Consider the following 21,970-nt stretch of genomic DNA (forward strand, 5'->3'; position numbering starts at 1 on the left):
GATTAAAGTTGCACTTTATATGAAAAACAACTGTACCTCTCATTAAATGGAAAATAAAAAAGTTTGAGCCGAAATGAATACCATCAAAATGTACGAAAGAAATATGTATATTTCCTACACTATGTATATACAAAAACTTTTTGGATATAGATATAATTTATTTACAGAATATTAAAAAATTATTCAGGAGGTAGAAGAATGGCGATTCAAACAATTGGTATTGTCGGTGCAGGATCTATGGGGTCTGGCATTGCAAATTTAGCCGCATTAAATGGGTTTACAGTTATTTTACATGATATTGAAGAGCGTTATTTAGATAATGCAATACAACGTATGAATGGTTTTATGACTAAGAGCGTTACAAGAGGAAAGATGACGGAAGAAGATAAAGAAAAGGCGCTTGGCCGAATTCGACTCACTACAACTTTAGAAGATATGAAGGATGCGGATGTAGTTATTGAAGCCGTATTAGAGAAATTAGATTTGAAGAGGGAAGTGTTTGCAGCTCTAGATCGAATCGTTCCTGAAGGGGTTATACTTGCAACGAATACTTCATCTATGTCTATAACAGAGATTGCTTCAGCAACGAACCGTCCAGAACGTGTGGCGGGCATGCATTTCTTTAATCCCGCACAACTTATGAAACTTGTAGAAGTTGTTCGTGGTTATCGAACGAGTGATGAAACAGTCGAAGAATTGAAAGCGCTATCTAAAAAACTTTCGAAAGAACCAGTTGAAGTAAAGAAGGATTCCCCAGGATTTATTGTGAATCGAATTATGATTCCGCAATTTATAGAGGCAATTAAATTGCTAGAAGATGGCGTTGCTTCTGCAGAAGATATTGATAAAGCTGTTACACTCGGTCTTAATTATCCGATGGGGCCGTTTGCACTACAAGATTTTGCAGGTGTAGACATTGGTTATCATGTGATGGAGTATTTCAAAGAAGAATTAAATAATGATCAATACGCGCCGCCGCTTCTTTTAAAACAGCTAGTTAGAGCAGGTAGACACGGCAAAAAAACAGGTGCAGGTTTTTATGATTATGAATAAAGAATGGGGGATTAAGTTATGAATTATGAGTTTTTAATTTGTGATATTGAAAATAAAGTTGCGATTGTTACGATTAATCGACCACCTGTAAATCCGTTGAATACACAAGTGTTTCATGAACTTTCCAGTCTATTTGGCGAACTAGAGGCGAATGAAGAAGTACGAGTAATCGTTCTTACAGGAAGCGGAAGGAAAGCATTTGTTGCAGGCGCTGATATTAATGAAATGGCAGCACTTGATCTTGTCGGTGTTAACAAAATGAATAAGACTTCACGAACGGTATTTAGCAAAATTGAAAATATGTCAAAACCAGTTATTGCTGCGATAAATGGATTAGCTCTTGGTGGTGGTTTTGAACTTGCACTCGCATGTGACTTACGCATTTGTTCGGATCAAGCAAAATTCGCCTTTCCAGAAGTAGGACTCGGAATTATTCCTGGGGGCGGAGGTACACAGCGTCTTCAAAAGATTGTCGGCCAAGGTATAGCGAAAGAATTACTCTATTTCGGAGATATGTTTGATGCGCAGCGTGCTTTCGATTTACATATTGTCAACAAGGTAGCACCTGCGGAAGAGTTGTTTGAGTCTGCAAAGGAATGGGCGTATAAATTAGCAAAAAAACCACCAGTAGCACTTCAAATGTTAAAAACGGCGGTAAATGTAGGCAGTAATGCTGACCTTGAAACAGGCTTAATAATTGAAAGCACCTGTTTTGGAAATGCTTTTGCAACAGATGATCGTAAAGAAGGATTACAAGCATTCGTTGAAAAAAGAAAACCAGTTTATTTAGGGAAATAATGAGGTGAATGGGATATGAAAGAGATTGTTTTATTGGAGGGAGCGAGGACTCCGTTCGCTGAAATTTCGGGATCGTTCAAAGGATTAAATGCAACAGAATTAGGGGGAATTGCCGCTAAGGAGGCAATACGAAAAGCTTCTATATCTGCTGAAGATATTAATCAAGTTGTATTTGGTAATGTTCAGCAGTCTAGTAAAGATGCACATTTATTGGCAAGGCATGTTGGATTAAAAGCCGGAGCACCTATTCATGTCCCAGCTTTGACGATTAATCGTCTTTGCGGAACTGGTGTTGAATCTATTTTAACGGCAGCTCGTTATATTCTTTGCGGAGAAGCAGACGTTGCACTTGCCGGAGGAACTGAGAACATGAGCCAAGTTCCGCATGTAATACCTGGAATGAGATGGGGAAGTCCACTCGGCGGTCCGGCTTTAGAAGATTGGTTATGGGATGGTCTTTATGATACGTATGGTAAATGTACGATGGGAGAAACAGCCGAGAATTTGGCTGCAAAATATAATTTAACGAGAGAAGAAGTAGATCAGCATGCACTCTCTAGTCATGAGCGAGCTCTTTTAGCAAGGGAAAAAGGGTATTTAAAAGAAGAGATTGTTCCAGTAACAGTGAAAGGAAGAAAAGGAGAACAGATCATTGAAGAAGATGAGCACATCCGTCATACGAGCCTAGAAAAATTAGCAAAGTTAAAACCCCGTTTTGCTGAAAATGGTGTAGTAACTCCTGGTAGTGCAAGCGGAATGGTGGATGGTGCAGCGGCGGTTGTATTAGCATCTAGTGATTATGCAAATGATAGAGGATTAAAACCGATTGCTAAGCTCATTTCTTGGGCTGTTGTTGGAGTAGAACCGAAGTATATGGGAATCGGACCGGTTCCAGCTATTCAAAGTGCATTAGAAAAAGCGAATCTAACTTTAGCAGACTTAGATTTGATTGAAATCAATGAAGCATTTTCTGCGCAGTACTTAGCTTGTCAAAAAGAATTAGGGTTCGATCTTGATAAAGCGAATGTAAATGGAGGGGCAATTGCGATAGGGCATCCACTTGCTGCGAGTGGAACAAGAATTTCTTTATCCTTAATTTATGAATTAAGAAGAAGAAATAAAAAGTATGGGGTATCCGCTGTTTGTATTGGCGGAGGGCAAGGAATTGCAGCGATTTGGGAAGCGTTGTACTAGAAAAACCAGGGAGAGTCCTTCCTGGTTTTCCTACATCGTTTGTCCTGCTATAAGTATGGGATAAAAAATGCAAGCTAGTAGGTAAGACGATAGAAAGTGAGTGAGAGAATGAAAAAGAATAGGAACTTATTAGCGGTGTATGAGCTGTTAGAATCTGTTACTTCATCTTATGGTGAAAAAGAAGCGATATATGATTTAACGAGACGAATTACATACAAACAATTGAAAAATGAAGTAGATTGTTTGGCTACTGCATTTAAGAGACTAGGAGTAAGTAAAGGCGACCGTATCGCCGTATCTCTACCAAACTGGTCTGAAACAGTAGTAATCTATTTTGCGGCAGCAAAATTAGGAGCAATAATCGTTCCTTTTAATCCAAAATATAAATCATATGAAATTGAATTTATATTAAAAAGTTCAGCTCCGAAGCTATTAATAGCATCCGGAGAATTTGAAAAGAATTTTGGTTTTGAAAAAGTACTTACTATGGTACAAAAAGCTATTACAGTAAGGTTTCCGCAAGAGAATCTCAGTTCCTATGAGGAGTTAATGCGTACAGAAACAAAGGATATTGAACAAGTAAATATAAATGTGAATCATGATTTGTTTTGTATATTATATACGTCAGGAACGACGGGAACCCCAAAAGGTGTAATGGTTACACACCGTGCTGTTGTACAATCTGCACAAACGATAGGAATAGAGCTGCATTGTACACAAGATGATGTATTTATTATTTCAGCACCACTGTTTCATATTTTCGGTATGGCAATTAATATGCTTTGTGCAGTAGCGATGGGGGGACGAATGATACTACAAGAAAAATTCCGTCCGCGAGAAACTTTACAATTAATTGAACAAGAAAAGGTAACCATCCAAAAAGGCGTACCAACAATGTTTATAAAAGAACTAGAATTAGAGGATTTTGATAAATATGATTTATCTTCATTGCGTGCCGGATTAGTTGGCGCCGCACCTATTCCGGCAAAAACAGTGACGGAGATACGAGAACGGATGGGTATTAACCTTTGTCAATCATTCGGGATAACTGAAACGGTTTCTATTACGATGACCTCGTATGGTGATACAAAGCAGAATATAACAGAAACTCTTGGAAAGGCTATCCCAGGAGTAACATTGAAAATTGTCGATGAAAATAGAGTAGCGCTTCCGCCCGGGGAAGTGGGAGAAATCGCAGTTAAGGGATTTGGAGTAATGAAAGGTTATTATAATATGCCTGAACAGACAAAACAGGTTTTGGATAATGAAGATTGGTATTATTCAGGAGATTTAGGTACTCTTGATCACCAAGGATATTTAAGGTTCGTAGGGCGAAAGAAAGAGATGATCATAAGAGGTGGGCTAAACGTTTATCCACAGGAAATTGAAGCAGTCATTATGAAACATCCAAAAGTAATCGAAGCAGCAGTTGTAGGTCTTCCAGATAAAGTGCTCGGGGAAGTTGCATGTGCGGTCATACGGTTAAAAAATGGAGAAGTAAGTTCAGAAGAAGAAATGAAACTCTACCTTAAAGAGAAAATGGCAATTTATAAACTACCAGAGAAAGTGATCTTTACTGATGAATTCCCTGTAACAGCAAGTGGGAAAATTCAAAAGTTGAAGTTGAGAGAACAAGTATCTTCTAATATTAGTCCAACAGTTTGATAGAGAGGAGGGAAGTCATAATGGAAGAATATACTTTCCAAGTAAGATGGGGAGACACAGATGCTGCGGGCATTGTGTATTATCCTAATTTTTATAAATGGATGGATGAAGCAACTCATGAATATTTTAAAAAAATTGGTTTTCCTTCAGTCGAACTTTACGAAGAACAACAAATTGGTTTGCCCTTACTAGAAGCAAAATGCCAATTTAAGTCACCTCTTCGTTTTGAAGATCAAGTAGTTGTGAAAAGTACTGTGAACGAATTGCATAATAAAGTTTTTACAATTCAGCATGTTTTTGTAAAAGGTGAACGGGTTGTGGCAGAAGGTTATGAAACTCGTGCATGGACTTCTTTCAAAGAAAAAGCGAAAGCGCATCCAATACCTGAGGATATTCGGAGGAAGATGATGCCGGAGATAAAAACGGTAGAGAGTTAAAGAAGAACAGGCAAGGATATCATAATGGGAAATTGTTAATAAAGGGGAGATATTGATGGGAAAAGAAAAAAAATATGATGCCATTGTTGTTGGTGCGGGCCCAGTAGGACTTGTAGCAGGACTTGCATTACAAAAGAAGGGGATATCAACTTTAGTAATAGAGGCAGATTCATTCGGGAGACCACGCCCAGGAAGTAGAGCAATCTATTTGCATAGTGCTTCGTTAAAACTACTGGAGGAGACTTCAGAAGGCCTTGGCTTCACACTTGCTCATAACGGAATTATTTGGCCTGTAAAACGAACGTTTTATAAAGGGAAAGAAGTATATGTACGAAATTACGGTAAGGATGAAAGCCTTAATTATAACCGATTGCCTCATTTCACAGCTCTTCATCAAGATGAGATCGAAAAGCATATGTATGAGGCATGCATAAAAGCAGGCGTTGAATTCCTTTGGGATGCTCCAGTTAAAAAGTTACACATTACAGACTCTGGAGTAGAACTTACAATCACAAATGACGAAATCTTAAAGGCGCAGTATGTAATTGGATGTGATGGAGCACGTTCAATCGTAAGAGAGCAAGCGGGATTAACGTTTGAAGGTCCGCGCACAGCAGATACTTTTATCGTCGTAGATGCGAAAGAAGATGAAACAGATCCACTTCCTTTAGAAAGAATATTCCATTACCAGCATCCAGCAATGGAAGGAAGAAATGTAATGTTTGTTCCGTTTAAAGGCGGATGGCGTATCGATTTACAACTACTTGAGTCAGATAACCCAGATGATTATACAAATATTGAAAGTGTTAAGAAATGGTTGCCGAAAGTAATGGATGCGAAATATGCGGAGAGGATTACATGGGTGTCTTCCTACCGTTTCCATCAAGTAGTGGCAAATTCATTTACTGACGAAAAACGTCGTGTTCTTCTAGCTGGAGAAGCAGCACATTTATTCGCCCCATTCGGAGCACGTGGATTAAATTCTGGAATTCCAGATGCTGTTCTTGCTGCGAGAGGTATTGAGAAAGCACTACAATCTAATTCTGAAGAAGAGCGGGTGTACGCGATTGAAGCAGCTGCAAACGAACGCCGAATTGCAGCTAAATGGAACCGCGACGCTTCAACTACAGCTCTTTATCACCTTCAAGGGAATTCTCCTGAAATGAACATGAAACGCGACATTGCTGCCTCGATGGTATCTATCGTTCCGAGGCTTGGAAGATGGCTTGATGAGGGACCATATGGACCGAAATTTGGACCTCCTGAACTGACAACGAAATATTAAAATTATAAAAATAATTAGATGAGTAACGTGAACAAGATGAAAGGAGCGATAAGAAATGGTTTTGTCTCAATTCATGAATGAAGAAAAGTATGGTTCTCATGCCCGTTCTACAAATGGAATGATTGAGCGGTTAATGACGATGAACTGGTATAGGAATATTGGACAGCAAAATCTAGAGGCTGAGAAGAAAATAGATCAATTTATGAGTTCTCTAAACGTTAGTGAATATGAAATTAAATGGATTTCAAGAAAACAATTACATGAGACCATTGGGCGGATTTCATTTGAAGGTAACGCTTTATGGGGGGCACTAGCAGAAGTGCCAGATCAATTGAAAGAAAAAATTGTACGTGTAGGTAACGAAAAACTTCTTGTAGATGTAGTAGATAAAGTACCAGAAGTAATCTTTCATGGTGTTTATAAAGAAGCTTTCAAGCATTTCGGAGAGGAAAAAACAGTGGAATTTCTTGTTGGGCATGCGATGTATGTAAGTGTTCTTGCATGTGCTGCTGAATTATCTGAAGAAAAAAATGTATTTCTCCCAATTATAGAGTTAATAGAAATGGGACATGTACCACTTGGTCCAGAAGGAAATGCTTTTTATCTTTTATAACAAAGAGTAGGGCCGGAAAGTTATACGTTACTATCGTTCAGGGTAGAATTTTCATTCATTTAAAGGAAAGGGAGATTACTATGAAACTTGTTACTTTTACACGTAATGGAGAAACGAGAATTGCTGCTTTAGAAAACGGGAAATTGATTGATTTGCATGCTGCTTTTAAAGCGAAATTGACAAGCGAAGGAAACCTTAGGGCCGCTCAAATTGCAGAGGCGTATATACCAAAGGATATGAATGGATTTTTACAAGGTGGAACGGAAAGTATGAATTTAGCAAAAGATGCGATCGCTTATGCGCTTATGAAAAACCATGGAGATAAATTGGTATTTGAAGAAGGTGAAGTGAAAATAGAAGCTCCAGTACCTTCGCCAGGAAAAATTATATGTGTAGGTCACAATTATCGTGAACACATTTTGGAAATGAAACGCGACTTACCTGCATTTCCAGTCATCTTTGCGAAGTTTGCCAATACAGTAATCGGTCCAGAAGATGATATTCCACATTACCCGATTTCTGAACAACTAGATTACGAAGCTGAATTTGCTTTTGTAATCGGGAAGCGTGCTCGAAATATTTCAGAAGGAGATGCCCTCCAATATGTAGCTGGTTACACAATTGCGAATGATATTACTTATCGTGATATTCAGCGCCGTACGATTCAATGGCTTCAAGGTAAGACAGTTGAAGGAAGTGCTCCAATGGGACCGTGGTTAATTACTTCAGATGAATTAACGAACCCATCTGGCTTGGAAATTGTCTTAACAGTGAATGGAGAGACACGTCAGCGATCTAATACTGCTAATTTAGTATTCTCGGTACAATATCTCGTTTCGTTTTTATCCGGTTTAATGACACTAGAGCCAGGGGATGTCATTTTAACAGGTACGCCAGGTGGGGTAGGTGTTGCACGTAATCCGCAAGTATTTCTTAAAGATGGAGATATCGTTCGTATTGAAGTTGATGGAGTAGGCGTACTTGAAAATAAAGTAAGACAAACAGTAGAGGTGCCAGTACTATGACGAAAAGCTTGCAAATCCACGCAGCCGAATCTGTTTATGAATCAATCGATAAGATCAAGACTATTGTTAAGTCTTTGCCAGAGGAAATCATCTATTGGAAACCTTCAGAAGATGAATGGTCAATTATGCAAATTATTACACATGTAGCGGAAGCTATCCCGTATTGGGCAAAAGAAATTAACAATATTAAATTAAACCATGAAAACGTATGGGGCCGCGGTTTAACAGATGAAGTACGTCTACAAGCAGTATCAGAAGAGAATATAAACAAAAAATCTATAGAAGAAGTCATAGAGCAGCTGTCTTCTATACCACTCATCATAGAAAATGTACTAAACACATTAACAGACGAAGAGTTAAATATTCAGGCTCCAAGTCGTAATCCTCGTTTCAACAATAAGCCGATTGACTTTATCGTGAATCACCTCATCGTAGAACATACAGAAAAGCATTATAAACAAATCGAGCGGAATGTACTTAAATTTAATGAGCAATAAAGGGGGCAAATAAAATGGCGGAAAAAAATGCTTTTTTTGAAAGTACACTCGTACAAGATTTCAATCGTGATATAGAACAATATCATCTTGGACCACTTTGGAACGCGATCCCAGATTTAATGAAACATACACCTGAGCCTCATGCACAAGCGTACCTTTGGAAATCTGAATTGCTTCAAAAGAAGTTAACGGAGGCGACGCAAATATTTACACCAGACCGCGGGGGAGAACGCCGGGCCATCTACTTTCAAAATCCTGGACTGAATTATAGAAAACCTTGGGGATGGGCATCGACCACCCAAACGTTATATGCAGCGGTTCAATTGATACAACCTGGAGAAACCGCTCCGTCACATCGGCATGTTCAAAATGCATTACGTTTCGTCATGGAAGGAGAAGGGGCTTACTCAATTGTGCAAGGAGAGCGTATTTTCATGGAACGAGGAGACTTCTTAACAACTCCAAATGGACTGTGGCATGGACATGGTCACACAGGTGACAAACCGATGATTTGGATGGATTGCCTTGATATTCCGACCATTTATTATCTCGGCGGTACGTTCTTTGAGCCGTATCCAGAAAAAATTGAACAGCCAAACGTGCCGGACAATTATACTGCTCAGCGTTATGAAGGTGGAATGGTTCGACCGATTTCCGACCGATATGCAAAGAAAGCTCCACTTAGTTCTTACAAATGGTCAGGGACGGAAGCAGCACTTAACGGATTAAGTCGTTTTGAGCCAGATGCTTACGATGGTTACGCTGTTGAATATATAAATCCATCGAACGGTGAAACAGCGTGTCCAACGATTGCAGCTTGGATGCAAAAATTGCCGAAGGGATTCAAAGGAAAAGCACATCGTCATACGCATGCATCAATCTATCATGTGCATGAAGGGGCAGGATATACGATTATTAATGGTGTTCGCTTTGACTGGTCGAAAGGAGACTTCTTTGTTGTACCAAACTGGGCATGGCACGAACACGTTGCGCTAGAAAATAGTTATGTATTTTCAACAAATGACCTGCCTATTTTAGAAAAGTTCGGGTTAGAGCGGAAACAGGAATATGAGAACAATAATGGATATCAAACAATCACAGGAGAGTTTGAACCAGCTCTACCTTAATATTGTGTAAAAAAGTGCCCTCTAGTAAAGAAAATATCATACAAGAGGGCACTTTTTCTATTTGTTAATTAATAAGCCTTCAAAACATGAAGCAAATAATCCTTACGATTCAGCGGATTAAAGTCAACACGTTTTCGAGTAGGGAAGGAAGCCTGCAGCTTTGTGAAACCAGTTGGCTTTGTTATAAAGATACCTTCTCCTTCAGTAAATGAATGGAGCATTCGTTTAAAATTCTCTGTTTTCGAAACAGGTAATGATCCTGTTAAATGGTAAGAGTCATTATAGAATATAGGCTCTGTGAAAGTTGCTGGAATGGCAGCTAGTTTATACATTGCGGTACTAATTGCGTGCTCTGGAACAGTTAATTCAAATTCGTTTAATGGTTCATATACACATGTTTCAGCTTGCTTTAAAGCAGCCATTAATACGAGCGGTGTTAAGTTTCTAAAGTCACTCGCTGTTGTAACAGGGCTTGCATAACCAGTATGTGTTAACGTGACGATAATATCAGTAACTTCCCATCCAAATAAACCTTGTTTTAACGTTTGAAATACTGTATCTTCAATCGCTTTATGAAATGCTAAAGGTAGTGATCTAAGTTCAACGCCTAAGTTATACGTAATACCAGAGTTAAGCACACCACGTTCCACTTTGAAGCCGATTGTTGCGTAAAAAGGATTCTCTTTTTCACTCATTACTTCAACGCTATTCCCTATGCCAATTGGTTTTTCAATACATACAACTCGCGTATTTGAAAAATTAACTTGTAAATTGTATTTTTCATAAAGTGTTGTTTCGATAACTTCTTTTTGTACTTCACCGAAAAGGCGAATGTATAGTTCATTATGAACATCGTCTTTCCACACTTTAATGAGTGGATCTTCTTCGCATAGCTCCATAAGTGCAGCGTATAAATCATGAATTTGCTCTTTAGGAACTGCCTCGATTGCTGCTTCCATTTGCGGTTCGGCAAAGTAAATGTCTTTAATATAATCTGTCCGTTCACCGATAATATCACCAATTTTAACATTCGTAAGTCCCCACACTTTGCAAAACTCTCCACTTTGAACAGTAGAAGCTTGAATTGCATTTCCATTATGAAATATGCACATTTTTTTAATCTTTTCTTTATGTGACAGAGACTCACTGCGCTGAATATCAACATATTTTCTAACGTGTAAACAACCAGAAAAAACTCTTACATAAGCAATCTTTTCCCCAGAAGATTCGCGTTCAATTTTAAAAACAACACCGGATAATGTTTCATCTTGTGCCGATTTAGTAGTTGGAATTAAGGCTGAAATATTTTCAAGTAGTTCAGTTACACCTATACCTGTCATTGCTGAACCAAAAAAGATAGGAAACACATTTGCTTGCTGTATTTGCTTTTCGAGTTCTTTTCTTAATAGTGCGTCCGGTACTATTTCGTTATTTACATATGATGCAAGCAATGATTCGTTATATGGTGCTAATCGTTCAATACAATCGTCATATGACTTATATTCAATAATACGAGCTTCCTTTGTTCCTTCGTTCTCTACAGAGTAGAAGGGGAATGCATCCTTTGAAAGAATTGCTTTTATTTGTTTCACAACTTTTTCAGTATTTGCGCCACTACGGTCTATTTTATTTACAAATAAAACAGTCGGTATGTTTAGTTTCTGTAGTGTTCGCATTAAAATCTTCGTTTGTGCTTGCACACCTTCAACGGCAGAGATAACTAAAATGGCACCGTCTAAAACGCGGAATGATCGTTCCACTTCAGCGATAAAATCAGCGTGTCCGGGTGTATCAATGACATTTACTTTTAAATCATCAATAAAGAAAGAAACGACAGATGCTTTAATTGTAATTCCGCGTTGTCTTTCTAATTCCATTGAGTCAGTTTGCGTATTACCACTATCTACTCGGCCAACTTCTTTAATCACATTCGTTTCATAAAGAATACGCTCAGTCAAACTCGTCTTGCCAGCATCTACGTGCGCGACAATCCCTATATTTATTGTTGTCATATATAAATATCCTCATTTCATTTTCCATTTTTATTTCCTCATTTCTATTTGTGTAGTGCCGCATTACAATCACTCTCCAGTCATTTAAATTAGTACTATTATAATGCAATTAACATTTTTTGTAATGTGACAAAGCGCCTTAATTTGGAAAAATAAAGTGAAACTTTAATCAGTGGGAGTTTTTCAACCCACTGATTATTAGTTGAACCAATCGGGCTTTTACGGGCAGTGGAGCTCCCACCTAACTTCCTTGTTTTCGAAAATTTTGAGAGGGAAGCCTTACTGCCCGTTAAAGCGGGGTAAAAAGAAAACAAAATGCTTGCATTATAAATCGATATAGATTATATTAATTGACATATCAACTATTGATGCATCAAACGTTTTTGGTTTGGATGTAAAGGAGGGGTAATTTGACAAGTTCATGCTCAAAAGAAGCAATAATTTTATATAAATTACACTTCCTCAATAAAGAAGTAAGTTCGAAGTTTGAAGGTTGTACGGGTATGAGTCAATCTAGACTAGAGCTTATACTTCAGTTATATGAAGTAGATGAAATTAGTCAAAAAGCACTTCAGCAAGAAGTGAATATTGATAATGCCGCGATTACGAGGCATTTAAAACAGCTGGAAGCAAACGGAATGATTACAAGACGTAAAAATCCAGATGATAACAGAATTACGTTAGTTTCTCTTACAGAAGAGGGGCGAAATAAAATTCAAGTGTATCAAGAGGAAAAAGAGCGTTTCGCCACTTCAGCATTTAAAGGATTAAGTGAAGAAGAGCGCGACAATCTTTTAACGATGTTAGACCGCATTCAAGAAAACATAAAAGAATTATAAAAAAGGGAGAATACAACTATGACTAACTCAGTAAAAACAAATGATTTTAACGAAATTTTAACAGGACGTCGTTCAATTCGTAAGTACGATCCTTCAGTGAAAATTAGTAAAGAAGAGATGACTGAAATTCTTACAGAAGCAACACTTGCACCATCTTCTGTAAACATGCAACCATGGAGATTCTTAGTTATTGAAAGTGACGAAGCAAAAGCAACACTTGCGCCACTTGCGAAATTCAATCAATCTCAAGTAGAAACATCTTCAGCAATGATCGCTGTATTTGGTGACTTAAACAACTTTGATAACGCAGAAGAAATTTACGGTACAGCAGTAGAGCGTGGTCTAATGCCAGCTGAAGTAAAAGAAGATCAAATGCAAAAACTTTCAGGTTACTTCTCAATGGTTACACCAGAAGTAATGAAAGATACAGTTTTAATTGATGGTGGTCTTGTAGCAATGCAATTTATGCTAGCAGCTCGTGCTCACGGTTATGACACTTGCCCAATTGGTGGATTTGAAAAAGACCAAATCGCAGAAGCATTCGGATTAGATAAAGAACGCCACGTACCAGTTATGTTAATTTCAATCGGAAAAGCTGCTGACAGTGGTTATCCATCAGTACGTCTTCCAATTGAAAAAGTTGCTGAGTGGAAGTAATTTTATACAAATAGAAATAAGTGAGATATGAGAGGGGAAACACCATGATTATTATTCACGCAATATTTCAAGTGAATCCAGAAAAACAACAATCATTTTTAGAACAAATTCAGCCACTCATCCATGGTTCAAGAGAAGAAAGTGGAAATGTATCTTATGACTTATATAAAGATACAGAAAAAGAAAATGTTTATACGATGGTAGAAGTATGGAAAGATGAAGAAGCAGTTGCGAATCATAATACGAGTGAACACTTCACATCTTTCGTTAGTAAAGCAGCACAATTTTTAACTGCTCCGCTTGATATAAAAGCTTATAATGGAACGTTAGTAAAATAATATGGTGAAAAAGATGACTTTAGCAAAAGCTGAGGTCATCTTTTTTTGTATAAGTAGAAGCTAATTTCGGTACAGTTATGTTGAAATAGAAGTTTTGCTCTTATCTTCAATGACAGTGGTGAATTGTATGTTAAATTCGAACATTCGGTTTATTAGGATATTTTTCCATGGTATAATTTTCTAGAAAATAAAAGGTAGAGGGGAGTAAGTGATGGGAGAATTTCAAAGTAATTTGCATACGGCAACGCAACTTGCAACGAAAATGAGAAATGCTTCAGATAGAATGCAAAGTGCTACTAGTCGCACTATAAATAAGGCAACGCGTACTACACTATCTGTGAACTTCAAAGCACAAGAAGCAAATCAGCAAAATTTACACATTACGAAACAATTTTGCGCTGCTTTTCAACAGACGATTGATAATATCCATTCCGTAGCAAATGAATTTGAGAAAATGGATAACGGACTTCAAAAGACTTTTCAATAATGTAACAGCCTACGTAAAGGGGAAAAGGTAGGGAGAAAAGATGAGTCAAGAAATTGAAACGAGAATCAGTCAATGTAATCAAAAATTACGAATTATATTTGAAGAACAAAATGAAAACCGAATTGCGCTGCAAAATCAAGAACGAGCTGAGGCTAGTTTTCATGAATGGAAAACTAGAAGCAATCGTTTATTTAACCGAATACTAGAAACTTGGTATGGTGACAAAGAAGTATTTCGCCTTTTTACGAATATGCGGCAAGAGATCGGACAGTATGAAAGAAAACTTACATTCGAATTAGAAAACGAAAAAGAGACGTTGCTTAAAGAAAAACGGCATCTCAGTGAGAAAGAAAACGACCTTTCCTATGAACAGCAGCAACTACAAAGGGAGGTCAATACATGAGTTTAAACATGTATTTGGGAGAAGTACAAAGTCAAACTCAAAGTATGAACGCTATATGTAATGCTACGATTCAAAGTATGGAACAAGCCATTCAATCTATTGATGCCTTTGCGTTAGATACAGTATTGCAAGGACAAACATACAGTAGTGCAAAAGCATACCTTGTCCAAACATTTCGGCCATTAGCGCAAGGAATCATATGTTTATGTGAAGAATTAATTCGCCAAAATGAGGCATTCCCAAACGAGTTCCAAGCAAAAGTTGCTTCGACAGATGTGATCGAACAAGAAATAAGAGAACAAATACGGGGAATTAATCAATCGATTACAAGTATAGAAGCAATAGAAGTACTTACACCGATGCCTGGAGTAGGTGCAATTATAACGGTATTAGGTGCAATGAGAAAAAAACTGGAAGAAAAACTAGAGCATTTATATGAATTCAATCATACGTCCAGCAACAACTACAGCACCGCCTTTCAATTAGCAGCTAGCATCACAGCCGGACTCGCTGAAGTGCAAAGCGGGAAAGGATTTAGTCCTGTAAGTGGTACGTTTAGTACACAAGGGTTGAATATGGATTGGGTGAGTTCTATTCAGGGGATTATAGAAGAAACAGCCCGAAAAAACGGCCAGTCAATTAGGGATATAGAAACAAATAACATAATTGAGGAGAAATCTCCGGTTAGAAATGCTTGGGACGATGCGGCAGACAGTATAGTTGGCATGTTTGAAACAGTGAAAAAGATGTGGGAAGCGACTCAAAGAGGCTCTGGGAAAGCTATTGGAGATGAAATCGAGTCCGCAGTAGCTTTAAGTAATATGGATATAGGAACTTTTATTAATGTAACCTATGCACTTTTCCATTTGGATGAGACTGCAAAAAATATGTGGCATGCATTTTCAAATAAAATAAAACGAGATATGATAGATGGAGATGCAGAGAGCCGTACTGAATTGTCTACTTATATATTAACGCAAGTAGCTACCGCATTTTTGGGCGATAAGGGACTAAATAAAATCGGTCATGTCGCAAAAGGAGCAAAAGCATCAAGTGGAGTAAGTACAATTGCGAATGCAGTAAAACTAGCAAAAGAATTGAAGCCTAAGCTTGAAATGTTACAATCCTTTAAGAGGGATGTTTCCTATGCATTCTCTAGTGTTGGTGGAACTATCGTAACCAAAATACCTCAAGGCGAATTGATAGAAGCTTATTATAAGTTTGCGAAGTCTAAAGGTTATTTTCAAGATGCAAGTGGAAGATGGCATCGATCTGATGGGGAATACGCAAGTAACAAAGAAATGGGTTTATCTGAACCGAGCGGCATAACAAAACGTTTGGAATATATGGGGAATACGCCTGGAAAAGGCTCCAAAACGGGTAGAGAAGTAATAGAAAGAATGGAAAATGAAATTCCACCAAAAATCCGTACAACACGTGATGGTGAAATAGAATTTATGGCAAGTGATAATAAATGGTATCCTATAGATCAAGCAGATATGGCTCATTTAACTGATGCAGTTTCATGGTGGAACAGTACAGGTAGATATTATGGAGAGAAGTCCCCAGAGGTTAGAGAATGGATGTTAGACTCCAATAATTATGTATTAGATCATTATAGTTTAAATCGATCCGCAGGTGCAAAGTTAAATGAAACCTACTTGCCACCAAATAAATAATTATTGGGAGGAATTTATATTGGAACTCAACGATCAAGCGTATGACCAAATTGTGAAATTATGTAACGAGGGAAATGCTTTTGTTGAAAAAGGAAAAGATGATAAAGCAATAGAGAGCTATATGGCTGCACTGGATTTGGTTCCGTTACCGAAGAACAATTGGGAAACAAGTACATGGATTTATACAGCATTAGGAGATACTTATTTTTTAAATTGTGAGTATGAGAAAGCAAAAAGCAATTTTTATAATGCATTAAACTGTCCGGATGGTATTTCAAATCCATTTATTTTACTGAGACTTGGAGAGAGTTTATTCGAGTGTGAGGAGTTTGATAAAGCTAAGGAGTATCTGTTAAGAGCTTACATTTTAGAAGGCTATAAACTCTTTTTTAATGAGGATGATAAGTATTTTGAATTGATTAAGGATATGATTTGAGGAGGATAAATATGGCTATTTTACAATCACCTATAAAAGAAGAATTCGAAAGTCTTTTGGAAAAAAGCAATGAACAATTTAATAATGGTTACTATAATGATTCTATTGTGTTATTAGAAGAGGCATGGGATATAATACCTAATCCTAAAGGTATTTATTGTGAAGAGAGTTACCATTTAGTTAAGGATATTATCTCCACTTGTTTTATGGTAAATGATTTAAAAAAAGCAAAGGAGTGGGCAGATAAAATATTTTTAACTGGATTTGCACGTATAGATTCCGGTGATAAGGAATTTATTGCAGGAAAAGTTGCTTTTGAATTAGGTGATTTAGAAACCGCAAAAGAATTTTTTAGCATTGCCAATAAAAAATCAGAAGGTAGATGTTTTGGGAATCCGAAGAATACTAAGTATCTTAAATTTTTAAAAAGTTAAAGGTTTAGCTGAGTAAAAGGAATTTGAAGATAGATTTAGTGAATTGCAAGCAGATATGATATCCATATGTATGGAATCTGTGGAGGATAGAGCCGATAAAGTATATGTTGATACTTCAAGGGAAGACGGTGTAATATCTAGCAGTTTCTTTTATTTGATTAACAATAAGTATTTAGAGTCTCATAAGGTGAAATGATGCGTTGGAGGGTGGGGAGAAAAGATATGATGTGTCTACCTAAAGAGGGTTTATAGTATTAAATATTTATCAGAGTGGAAGCTTTAAAGTTGAATACAAGTATGATTTAGTATACACAAATGATGATATAAAAACGGCTGATGATTTTGCTGATGAGTGGTTTGAGGAAGTGAAAAATAATAAACTTTAAAAAATTTTATAGTAATAGATATATTTAAATTGAATTAATAACTCATGAAAGTTTTAGCATCCATTTGTAGAATAGCATTTGCATACAGGAGTGACAAAGTATTGCTGTAATTAATTTAAAACGTATTATGAAGTGTACAGGAAAATAATAGACTGTCAGAAAGTACGTACTTCATGATGGTTGGACCATCATAGGGTACAATGTGCAATGATAGAATAGAAAAAGAAGTATGAGCTTAGGCGAGATGACATTTTACATGGCGATGAATATAAAACGCATGGAATGGGCATGAAACTAACGAAATCGTACAAACTCGTAAGTTTTAACGTAGTAGTTGTCATGATATATAAAAGGTGCCATACTGTTACTACAAAACTTACAAATTTATGCTACTTAAAAACATATGAACTTAAAGCACTTGATTGTCAATTAAAAGCAACAAGTGCTTTTTTGCGTTTTGGGATAGAAATGAGTAGATACATTATAATTTTATAAGTGTGCTAAGTATTAAATTTTTATAGATTGTAGGAGGTAGTTTAATAAGGTTTAACATGGATTGTTTTTTTATTGTGAGGGTTTAAGATTACAACATAGGGTACAAGGGAGAAGTAAAGAACCTAGATAACGTTCCGCGAATTGATAGAAGCTTTTTATAAGTTTGCGAAGTCTAAAGATGGCGGTAAGGGTAAGACTACAGAACCATACGATGTAGTACCGTATAGGCCAAGCAATTCACCACTAGAAAATCATCATGGCGTTATGGATGTTTGGGCTAAACATAATGTCCCCGATTATGTTAGTAGAGGGGGCGAATACTCCAACTATAGCCTTAACTCAAGAGCAACACAATGCTACTAAAGCTGTTTATAGACAATGGCTCTTTGATAAAACAGGGAAAAAGGTTGGAGGTAAAGTAGATTGGAAATCTGTTTCACCAAAGGAAATACAAGAATTGACGGAAAAAATGTTTGATGTTGCGAATGTACCACGTTTAGCTAGACAAGAGTATTATAGGGCTTTTAATCAATATAATTTTAGGGAGTAATTCAGATGGGAAATATTAATCAGTTGATTAAAAAAGTAAAATCATTACCTAATTGTCGAGTTCAGGAGCCTACAGAATTACCGATAATTGATAAGAATAAGCATATGCTACCAGGTGATTTAAAAGAATTTTATAGTCTTTGTGGTGGTCTAACTTTATTTGAAAATGAGGAATACCCTATTCATATTGTTACCCCAGAGGAGTTTATTTTGGCTAATCCCGTAATTGTAGGAGAGTTATGTGAAGAAGATATTTCATCAACTTGGTATATTATATGCAATGATGGCAAGGATGAATATCTAACAATAGATCTTAGTGAAGAAAGACTAGGTAAATGTTATGATAGTTTCTTTGATCGGCATGGAATAGTTGGGGAGTCGCAAATTATTGCAACTTCATTCACTGACTTACTTGAAAAACTTATTAAGAATAATGGACAATATTGGTATTGGCTAAAGAGTGAATTTGAATCACTTGGAGATGCTTATGATGATCAAGAGTGAAAAAGAGAATCTTTAAGTGGGATAGGAAAGTGACAGGGTGTTTGAAAATACGTATTCTATGATGGTTGAACCATTATGGAGTACTATGTGCAATTATAGAATAGAAAAAGAAGTACGAGTTTAGGTGAGATGACATTTTACATGGCGGTGAATATAATCACATTGAACGGGCATGAAACTAACGAACTCGTAAGTTTTAACATAGTAGTTGGCACGATATATAAAAGGTATCATACTGTTACTACAAAACATACAAATTTTAGAGTCGTATGATAAGATTGTTAGTTCTGAAGTTTCGCTGAAAGTGTTAGCTAATTCTATTACTAAGATGATTCCTCATGCTAAGGAATGGTTAAAGATACTTCACAAAAGAATATTAAATCATGAACCATCGAGGAATATTTATAAAAAAATCATCCCCACATTAAACAATGATATTCAGAAATATGTTGTTTCTCAATTAACCAGTATCAAAGAAAGAAACCCAAGTCGTTTCGAAGAAAGTGTAAATTCAATATTAGATTTTTTAAAGTAAGTTAAAAACCTTGACTGGCTAAATGCCTTTCAAGGTTTTTTAGTAAACTAAAAGGTTTTACTTTTTGAAAATTTCACATGTAAATCAAAAACTTACAGAATAATAGTTATCTATTAAATGAAACCACAATTCATAAGTGTTGATTTCTTTTTCTACCATTTTAAAACAAATATTATATTACTCCTGAGATTAACGCAAATAGCTACCGCATTTTTGGGCGATAAGGGACTAAATAAAATCGGTCATGTCGCAAAAGGAGCAAAAGCATCAAGTGGAATAAGTACAATTGCTAATGCAGCAAAACTAGCAAAAGAATTGAAGCCAACGCTTGAAATGTTACAATCTTTTAAGAGAGATGCTTCATATGCTTTCTCTAGTGTTGGTGGAACAATCATAACCAAAATACCTCAAGGCGAATTGATAGAAGCTTTTTATAAGTTTGCGAAGTCTAAAGATGGTGGTAAGGGTATAGATAATACTAGTAAGAAGACCGCCGGACTTGATTCAAGTGGGGAATTTTTGGATGATGTATTAGAATCTAAGTATCAAGACTATGTAAAGAGAAATACTAAATTTGGTAAAAATGTTCGTGACCGATTAGAATGGAAAGAAGCTTCTGATAAATGGGCGAAACTGCAAAATCAAGGACGAGATTTTGAATTAGAAAAAATAAACGATTTTATGAAAGTGGCTACTGACGTTCAAGAACAGATAACAATTGTAACTAAGGACGGAACAAAAATTAGAGTAGATGCAATTGGATATGATAAAAAAACAGGGGAATTGTTGATAGAAGAATATAAATCTTCTGCTACAGCTCCACTAACTTCAAATCAAAGAGATGGATTTGTGGAATTACTTGAAAGTGGAGGATTTATTGTAGGAGAAGGGAAGGGGATATTTATTGGTGGAGTCGAGATTCCGCCTGGAACTGCTGTTCAAATCATTAGACCCAAAATAAGGGAGTGATATCATATGAAACTTAAAAGAAAAGATTTAGATAAGATGATCAGTGCTTCGATAAAAGAAGACTTGAAAAAATATAAATTAAAATCAAGAGGTGGAATTTATTATAAGAAAATAGGACAATATTTTATATATATGTATATTGGTGCGACCGGTGTGGAAAATGATATTGTTAGAATTAGAGGGTATATGAAGCCGTATATAACAGATGATATTTTTTGGGAAGTTTTTAATATGAAATCTAATAGTAATGAACCTATCGGATTACGAGCAAACGGTGCATACAAAGTTGATGGATTTGAGGCTTTCTACAGTGATGTAAAATATGATGACGTGGAAAACCTAGGAGATGTTGCTAAAGAATTAATAGGTAAATGCTATGAATATTTGGAGAAGACTGTCGAGTGTTTTGAAAATTACGATGATTTTCTTTCTTTCTCAAAACCTTCGAATAAAAATCAACTTTATGATTATAACCTTGTTGATATGTTATTATTAATAAATACAAGAAAGTATACAGAAGCTAAAAGTATTGCAAAAAATCTAATAGAAAAACACGAATATGGCAGATTTATTAATGAAGAGAAAAATATATATGAGTACATTGTAGATTATTGCAATAGACACATATAGGATAGGAGAAAATATGGCAGTTATAGATTTGGATCAGATAGATGCAATTGGAGTAGAAGGTAAAAATCTAAAGTTGTTAATAATAGACTATCTAGACTGGGAATATGAAGACATGCATCTAGACGTATTACAAGAAAAAATTAATAATTACTTAATATATATTGAAGATAAGCAGTATTTTAAAGATTACGGAGAGAACTTTGAGAAAAAAATAATTGATATACATTTCCAACATAGTGTTTCGGAAAATGGATTGAAATTTCTGGACGCAGTTTCCAGTCAGCTAAGTAATACTGACATTTTCATCGATATTCACTTACCAGAAGAATAGTTCTTTGTCGAGGGGTGATTTCTAATATGAAAGAGGTTATGAAAGACTATTTCGGAAGATTTATAGATAAATGGATGAAGTACAACAACTCATTACCGCAAATAGCATGGAATGAAGATGTAGATGAATTTATATATTTGGGTGAAGAAGATGAATATGGATATATTTGTTGGAAACCAATGGAGAAGGGAGTGGAATTTTCCTTTGATGAAATTGAAAGTCAATATAACGTTCAGTTACATGATTCGTTGAAGCAGTATTTCACTTCGTATTGGTTTTTAGAATTAACAGGATGGATTTCTTCTTATAATATTAATTTGCATCCTGTTATTCCAGGGATTGAACCAGATTATTTTATTTCACTTGTCAAAGACTATGCAGAATCTAAAAATGATATTTTTAAGTATATCCCAATTGGTTATGAATCAAATGGGTTGTTAATAGTGTTAGACAACAATACAGGTGAAATTTTAGTTGAGGATTTTGAATTAAATGAGTATAAACAAATAACTAATAGCTTAGAAAACCTCATTTCACAATTGGAATTTAGGTATAAAAAATAGAAATGCATACCAACAGACAGCAAGAAAAA

The 21,970-nt window shown here is 36.2% G+C and carries 24 protein-coding genes and 3 pseudogenes; 26 read left to right on the plus strand and 1 reads right to left on the minus strand.

Annotated elements, in window-relative coordinates; genetic code table 11:
* The first annotated feature begins 198 nt into the window (after positions 1-198).
* The 10 genes from V7038_RS11330 to V7038_RS11375 all read left to right on the plus strand — a co-directional run bounded on the left by V7038_RS11330 (position 199) and on the right by V7038_RS11375 (position 9,694).
* The gene (locus V7038_RS11330) at positions 199-1,053 is read left to right on the plus strand and encodes a 3-hydroxyacyl-CoA dehydrogenase family protein (protein ID WP_070139585.1); all 855 of its coding nucleotides are present in this window, start codon (positions 199-201) and stop codon (positions 1,051-1,053) included.
* Positions 1,054-1,071: 18 nt separating this feature from the next.
* Complete coding sequence (locus V7038_RS11335; RefSeq protein WP_070139584.1) at positions 1,072-1,851, plus strand: enoyl-CoA hydratase/isomerase family protein; 780 nt, start codon at positions 1,072-1,074, stop codon at positions 1,849-1,851.
* A gap of 15 nt (positions 1,852-1,866) precedes the next feature.
* Entirely contained in the window at positions 1,867-3,045 is a 1,179-nt protein-coding gene (locus V7038_RS11340) for an acetyl-CoA C-acetyltransferase (RefSeq protein WP_335470254.1), read from the plus strand.
* Between the two features lie 108 nt (positions 3,046-3,153).
* Positions 3,154-4,710, plus strand: a complete 1,557-nt coding sequence (locus V7038_RS11345; RefSeq protein ID WP_070139582.1) for a class I adenylate-forming enzyme family protein — start codon at positions 3,154-3,156, stop codon at positions 4,708-4,710.
* A 20-nt stretch (positions 4,711-4,730) separates the two neighbouring features.
* Entirely contained in the window at positions 4,731-5,147 is a 417-nt protein-coding gene (locus V7038_RS11350; protein WP_016105251.1) for an acyl-CoA thioesterase, read from the plus strand.
* Between the two features lie 55 nt (positions 5,148-5,202).
* Positions 5,203-6,432: an FAD-dependent oxidoreductase gene (locus V7038_RS11355; protein WP_070146671.1), complete on the plus strand. Its 1,230-nt coding sequence runs from the start codon at positions 5,203-5,205 to the stop codon at positions 6,430-6,432.
* 55 nt (positions 6,433-6,487) lie between these two features.
* On the plus strand, positions 6,488-7,045 hold the full coding sequence (locus V7038_RS11360) for a hypothetical protein (protein WP_199693056.1): 558 nt from the start codon (positions 6,488-6,490) through the stop codon (positions 7,043-7,045).
* An 80-nt stretch (positions 7,046-7,125) separates the two neighbouring features.
* Positions 7,126-8,070, plus strand: coding sequence for a fumarylacetoacetate hydrolase family protein (locus V7038_RS11365; protein ID WP_070139579.1), 945 nt, complete (start codon positions 7,126-7,128; stop codon positions 8,068-8,070).
* Positions 8,067-8,567, plus strand: a complete 501-nt coding sequence (locus tag V7038_RS11370; RefSeq protein WP_071151435.1) for a DinB family protein — start codon at positions 8,067-8,069, stop codon at positions 8,565-8,567. Before V7038_RS11365 ends, V7038_RS11370 begins: the two co-directional genes overlap by 4 nt.
* 14 nt (positions 8,568-8,581) lie before the next feature.
* On the plus strand, positions 8,582-9,694 hold the full coding sequence (locus tag V7038_RS11375; RefSeq protein ID WP_071151434.1) for a cupin domain-containing protein: 1,113 nt from the start codon (positions 8,582-8,584) through the stop codon (positions 9,692-9,694).
* 68 nt (positions 9,695-9,762) lie between these two features.
* Here V7038_RS11375 and V7038_RS11380 read toward each other — a convergent pair whose 3' ends face one another.
* Positions 9,763-11,706: a translation factor GTPase family protein gene (locus V7038_RS11380; RefSeq protein WP_335470256.1), complete on the minus strand. Its 1,944-nt coding sequence runs from the start codon at positions 11,704-11,706 to the stop codon at positions 9,763-9,765.
* Positions 11,707-12,116: 410 nt separating this feature from the next.
* Between V7038_RS11380 and V7038_RS11385 the strand changes: the two genes are divergently transcribed.
* The 16 genes and pseudogenes from V7038_RS11385 (at position 12,117) to V7038_RS11460 (ending at position 21,941) form a co-directional block, all read left to right on the plus strand.
* Positions 12,117-12,545, plus strand: a complete 429-nt coding sequence (locus tag V7038_RS11385; protein WP_000204168.1) for a MarR family winged helix-turn-helix transcriptional regulator — start codon at positions 12,117-12,119, stop codon at positions 12,543-12,545.
* Positions 12,546-12,563: 18 nt separating this feature from the next.
* A complete protein-coding gene (locus tag V7038_RS11390) occupies positions 12,564-13,202 on the plus strand; it encodes a nitroreductase family protein (RefSeq protein WP_002110573.1) in 639 nt (212 codons plus the stop codon).
* A gap of 44 nt (positions 13,203-13,246) precedes the next feature.
* Positions 13,247-13,540: a putative quinol monooxygenase gene (locus tag V7038_RS11395; protein ID WP_002110572.1), complete on the plus strand. Its 294-nt coding sequence runs from the start codon at positions 13,247-13,249 to the stop codon at positions 13,538-13,540.
* A gap of 211 nt (positions 13,541-13,751) precedes the next feature.
* A complete protein-coding gene (locus tag V7038_RS11400) occupies positions 13,752-14,027 on the plus strand; it encodes a TIGR04197 family type VII secretion effector (RefSeq protein ID WP_002110571.1) in 276 nt (91 codons plus the stop codon).
* 40 nt (positions 14,028-14,067) lie between these two features.
* Positions 14,068-14,430 (plus strand): DUF3958 family protein, encoded by a 363-nt coding sequence (locus V7038_RS11405; protein ID WP_335470260.1) that lies wholly within the window; start codon positions 14,068-14,070, stop codon positions 14,428-14,430.
* A complete protein-coding gene (locus V7038_RS11410) occupies positions 14,427-16,109 on the plus strand; it encodes a T7SS effector LXG polymorphic toxin (RefSeq protein WP_070128571.1) in 1,683 nt (560 codons plus the stop codon). Before V7038_RS11405 ends, V7038_RS11410 begins: the two co-directional genes overlap by 4 nt.
* A gap of 19 nt (positions 16,110-16,128) precedes the next feature.
* On the plus strand, positions 16,129-16,545 hold the full coding sequence (locus V7038_RS11415) for a hypothetical protein (RefSeq protein WP_002110567.1): 417 nt from the start codon (positions 16,129-16,131) through the stop codon (positions 16,543-16,545).
* A gap of 11 nt (positions 16,546-16,556) precedes the next feature.
* On the plus strand, positions 16,557-16,979 hold the full coding sequence (locus tag V7038_RS11420; protein ID WP_002110566.1) for a hypothetical protein: 423 nt from the start codon (positions 16,557-16,559) through the stop codon (positions 16,977-16,979).
* A gap of 55 nt (positions 16,980-17,034) precedes the next feature.
* Positions 17,035-17,365, plus strand: a pseudogene (locus tag V7038_RS11425) (DUF600 domain-containing protein).
* Between the two features lie 696 nt (positions 17,366-18,061).
* Positions 18,062-18,410 (plus strand): annotated as a pseudogene (locus tag V7038_RS11430) (sugar-binding protein); the annotation flags it as partial.
* A gap of 5 nt (positions 18,411-18,415) precedes the next feature.
* Positions 18,416-18,913, plus strand: coding sequence for an SMI1/KNR4 family protein (locus tag V7038_RS11435; protein WP_002110562.1), 498 nt, complete (start codon positions 18,416-18,418; stop codon positions 18,911-18,913).
* Positions 18,914-19,121: 208 nt separating this feature from the next.
* Entirely contained in the window at positions 19,122-19,448 is a 327-nt protein-coding gene (locus V7038_RS11440; protein ID WP_080013706.1) for an Imm30 family immunity protein, read from the plus strand.
* A 189-nt stretch (positions 19,449-19,637) separates the two neighbouring features.
* Positions 19,638-20,417, plus strand: a pseudogene (locus V7038_RS11445) (hypothetical protein); the annotation flags it as partial.
* A gap of 6 nt (positions 20,418-20,423) precedes the next feature.
* Complete coding sequence (locus V7038_RS11450) at positions 20,424-21,047, plus strand: hypothetical protein (RefSeq protein ID WP_002200064.1); 624 nt, start codon at positions 20,424-20,426, stop codon at positions 21,045-21,047.
* A gap of 13 nt (positions 21,048-21,060) precedes the next feature.
* Positions 21,061-21,378: a DUF6572 domain-containing protein gene (locus tag V7038_RS11455; protein ID WP_002110800.1), complete on the plus strand. Its 318-nt coding sequence runs from the start codon at positions 21,061-21,063 to the stop codon at positions 21,376-21,378.
* A gap of 26 nt (positions 21,379-21,404) precedes the next feature.
* Entirely contained in the window at positions 21,405-21,941 is a 537-nt protein-coding gene (locus V7038_RS11460; RefSeq protein ID WP_335470264.1) for a SecY-interacting protein Syd, read from the plus strand.
* Positions 21,942-21,970 lie beyond the last annotated feature (29 nt).

Source organism: Bacillus sp. JJ783, from assembly GCF_036963225.1.
Classification (GTDB): Bacteria; Bacillota; Bacilli; order Bacillales; family Bacillaceae_G; genus Bacillus_A; species Bacillus_A cereus_U.